Source organism: Bradyrhizobium sp. (assembly GCF_049586575.1).
In the GTDB taxonomy this organism is placed as follows: Bacteria; Pseudomonadota; Alphaproteobacteria; order Rhizobiales; family Xanthobacteraceae; genus Bradyrhizobium.
Genome location: NZ_JBAVCF010000549.1, coordinates 1 through 4,084 on the forward strand (window position 1 = coordinate 1; position 4,084 = coordinate 4,084).

The 4,084-nt window shown below is 62.1% G+C and carries 4 protein-coding genes; 2 read left to right on the forward strand and 2 right to left on the reverse strand.

From position 1 onward, the window contains the following. The coding region (locus WB528_RS20520) for a molybdopterin molybdotransferase MoeA (RefSeq protein ID WP_423890238.1) at positions 1 to 630 on the reverse strand (630 nt) is incomplete at its 3' end. A gap of 153 nt (positions 631 to 783) precedes the next feature. Here WB528_RS20520 and WB528_RS20525 point away from each other — a divergent pair. Both WB528_RS20525 and mobA read left to right on the forward strand, forming a co-directional pair. Next, positions 784 to 1,674 (forward strand): formate dehydrogenase accessory sulfurtransferase FdhD, encoded by an 891-nt coding sequence (locus WB528_RS20525; RefSeq protein ID WP_423890239.1) that lies wholly within the window; start codon positions 784 to 786, stop codon positions 1,672 to 1,674. Beyond that, the gene (gene mobA, locus WB528_RS20530) at positions 1,661 to 2,293 is read left to right on the forward strand and encodes a molybdenum cofactor guanylyltransferase MobA (RefSeq protein WP_423890241.1); all 633 of its coding nucleotides are present in this window, start codon (positions 1,661 to 1,663) and stop codon (positions 2,291 to 2,293) included. Before WB528_RS20525 ends, mobA begins: the two co-directional genes overlap by 14 nt. A gap of 48 nt (positions 2,294 to 2,341) precedes the next feature. Here mobA and WB528_RS20535 read toward each other — a convergent pair. Further along, on the reverse strand, positions 2,342 to 4,084 hold a 1,743-nt coding region (locus WB528_RS20535), incomplete at its 5' end, for a molybdopterin biosynthesis protein (protein WP_423890240.1).

Below are 4,084 nucleotides of genomic sequence, written 5' to 3' on the forward strand. Positions count from 1 at the left end.
CTGTGCGGCCGTCCGCTTCGTCCCGGGCGAGGCCAACTCATCGCCGGTCGAGAACACCGCAACCCGAAGCCGCCGCACCACATCAAGCTGAGGCAGCCCAAAAGCAGCGGCAAGCGCGATATCCTGCGGACGCAACCGTCGGCCGGACGTCATTGCGAGATGACCTTCCGAGATATCCTCGCCGGCAGGACGGACATTTGCGCCGGTTTTCAAGCCGGGCGGCAGCACCACTCGGCCCGCGTCGTCGATCCGAACATCTTCCTGCATGAATACGGTATCGGTGCCGTCGGGCATCGGTGCACCGGTAAAGATCCGCACGGCATGTCCCGGGAGGCCCGCTTTTGCAGAGGCGCCGGCCTGTACCCGCCCACTGATCGGGTATGCCTGCTCCCGGTCACGTGGCAGCTCTCTGCTGCCTACGGCATAGCCGTCGACGGCGGAATTCGTAAAAGGCGGCAGCGGCAGAGGCGCGGTGACATCGCGCGCGAGAATTCGGCCGTCGGCCTCGATGAGGGAAACCGTCTCGGTCTCGCCGACCGCTTTGACACGTGACGCGATAATCCCGACGGCTTCATCGACCGATAGCATCGGGCCGCCGAACGCAAAACAGTCGTCAGAGAGCTGCGCCATCCTGGGCTTCAACCTTCGTCTATCGCCACGGATTCCCCGACCCCCAGCCATATCCTCGGTATCAATGAGCCGCCTGCCGGGAAACCATGGCCAGTCAATATCCAACGTGCTTTATATCTGGGTTCGAGTGAATGTCATGCCAGGTACGGCGAAGTGATGAAAATCGTAAAAACCCCCGCCCCCTTGATCGTTCCAAATCCGCAAGACCCGCGGCTGACCGAGCTCGTTACTGGTGTCGACCAGACCGGAGCCAAGACCGAGATCAGGGTGCCGGTCGAGCGGCCGTTGACGCTGTACCTTAACGCGCAGGAGATCGTTACCATGATGACGATCAACGATTACCCCGAATATCTTGCGCTCGGTTACCTTCTGAACCAGAACATGCTCAAATATGACGATGTGGTTACGGAGGTCGAGTATGACGACGACCTGCAGGTCGTGGTTGTGCGCACAGAGCACCACACAAATTTCGAAACGAAACTGAAAAAACGAACGCAGACGTCCGGCTGTGCGCAGGGCACGGCATTCGGCGATTTGTTGGAGGCGTTTGAGAACGTTACGCTGCCTAAAGCGCAACTGCACACGTCATGGCTCTATCGGATGACCTATGCCATTAACTCGATGCCGTCGCTTTACCTCGAAGCCGGTGCGATCCACGGCTGCGTGCTGTGCAAAGAGAGTACGCCCGTCTGCTACACTGAAGATGTCGGTCGCCATAACGCTGTCGACAAGATTGCAGGCTGGATCTATCGCCACGACATCGATCCCGCCGACAAGATTCTCTATACCACAGGACGGCTCACCTCAGAGATGGTGATCAAGACGGTAAGAATGGGGATTCCGATCCTGGTCTCTCGCTCGGGATTTACCGCCTGGGGCGTCGATCTGGCGCGCCAGGTCGGATTGACATTGGTCGGACGCGCACGCGGCAAGCGCTTCATCGCGCTGTCTGGCGAAGAGCGTATCATCTACGACCAGAAACTGGAGTACGTCGAAGAAGAATCCGTGCGGCATCAACGCAAGGGCGAAGATCGTGAAGACTGAGATTCCGCCAACGCCCGGCGTGCTGCTGGCCGGCGGTCTGGCACGGCGGATGGGTGGCGGCGACAAGCCAATGCGCCAGATTGCTGGGCGCACAATCCTCGATCGCGTGATTGCGCGGCTTGAGCCGCAATGCGATGGGCTCATTCTCAATGCCAACGGCGATCCGACCCGGTTTTCCGCCTTCGGCCTTCCCGTTATTGCCGACACGGTAAAGGACTTTCCGGGGCCGCTCGCGGGCATTCTTGCTGCGCTTGATTGGGCAGCGGCCAACCGGCCGGGCGTTGAATTCATGCTGAGCGCGGCTGCAGACTGCCCGTTCCTGCCGCGGGATCTCGTCGCGCGATTGCAAAGCGCTCGCGCTGAACAGAATGCGCAGCTTGCGGTCGCTGCTTCCGCGGGACAGTCGCATCCGGTGATCGGGCTGTGGAGCGTTGCGTTACGCGACGAACTCCGCCACGCGCTGGTCGTGGAAGACATGCGCAAGATCGATCGCTGGACCGCCCGCTACCGGCTCGCGACCGTGACCTGGCCGGCGGAGCCGCTCGACCCATTCTTTAACGCCAACACCATGGATGACATCGCCGCAGCCGAGCGGCTGGCGGAACTGGATGGGAGCTGAGGTCTTTCTCCGCATGCAGCGCCCGATCCTAGAGCACGATGTCGACCGCTATGCCGGCCTAAATCCTGCGCGCTTCAGTGCCGTACGACTTTCATCCGACACCAGCGATGCGAGAAATGCCTGCACCGCCGGACGCTGCTTGCGAGCCGTGACCAGCGCGAAATCATAGTGCTCTTCCGCGAGTGGAATGAAGCCAAGGCCGGCGGCATGTGCGACCGGCGCTATCGTCATACCCCAGTCGGCACGCTTCTGCGCCACTGCTGCGGCGACCGCGTTGTGCGATCGCGGCTGATTCCAGTAACCGTCCGGCCGCGCGGCGCCCAGCAGCCGGTCGATCAGAATGCGCGTGCCCGCTCCCTGATTGCGGTTGACCATGATGCAGGTTGGATCGGCGACTGCCGCTCGCACTGCTTCCTGCGCCGTCAAGCTTTCGAAGCTCGCATCGCCGGCCCGGAACACGATGCCCTGCATGCGCCGCCAGCCCGGTATCAGTTCGAGGCCATCAACGAGAAACGGCGTGTTGTAGGCTTCTGTCGCGTCGTCAAGCAGGTGGATCGGCGCAAGGTCGCACTCGCCGCGCCGCGCCGCCGCAAGCCCCCCCAGACTGCCGATTGAAATCGAGCGTACCACCAGGCCGGCACGCGCCAGAGGGGCCGTTACCAGATCCAGGCCTGTGCAATGACTGCCGACGATGACGAGGTCCGGAACCCGCACATGCGGCGTGAACAATGTCACCTCGGTCTCGGTCCCGGCGGAAATCTGGTTAGCCAGGGCGTCAATGCGCAAAAATCCGTCAGCCTGGGCAAACGACGTAATTGCGCCAGATCCCTTGCCGGAGGGATATGCAATTAAACCATCCGCGCCTTCGAGCAGCGATACCATGACGAATTCCGTGCGGCCAGTTTCCGACGCAATGCGCACCGGCACCTTTGCCATGACCTTTGCGTCGGAGCGCGGTGGCAGTCCCGCCATGCGGCGCAGCACCGGTACGATCATGTCATGGAAGGTGAACATCGCAGAGGTTGGAAAACCCGGCAGGATCACAACCGGTTTTCCGTCGCAGACCGCAAGACAAAGCGGCTTGCCCGGCTTCAAGGCAACGCCATGCGCAATAATGCCGGGCTTCCCAAGCCGCGCGATGATGCGGTGCGACACATCACCCGTCCCTTTGGAGGTACCGCCCGATAGGATCAGCATGTCGCAGCTATCAAGCGCCCTGCGCATTGTGGCTTCGAGTTCGCCCTCAACATCGGGAATGGCGCCGAGAAAGATCGGCTCGCCACCATTCTCGCGAATGGCCGCGGTGACGATAGCGCCGTTGGTGTCGTAGATCGCTGCGGGGCGTAAGGGCAGACCCGGCTGCACCAACTCATCCCCGGTAGAAATCACCGCGACGCGCGGACGACGCGTGATAGAAACTTCGGCAATGCCGCAAGCCGCGAGCATGCCGATTTCTCGCGAGCCGATCACGGTTCCCGCACGCAACAGCGTCTCGCCGCGTGCAATGTCCGAGCCGGCATAGGACACGAACTGTCCCGGCGAAGCCGCTCGGCGGATCTCGATCGCGCGCTCACCGACGGGCTGGGTATGCTCGACCATCGCGATAGCATCGGCGCCACGCGGCACCGGTCCCCCGGTCGCAATCGAGGTCGCCGTTCCCGACGAGACGGTCTGCATCGGCGCGGTGCCGCACGCGATGATTTCGTCGTTGAGAATTAACCGGATCGGGGTCGCCTCCCCCGCCAACGCCAGATCGGCGGAACGCAGCGCGAAGCCATCGACATTTGAGCG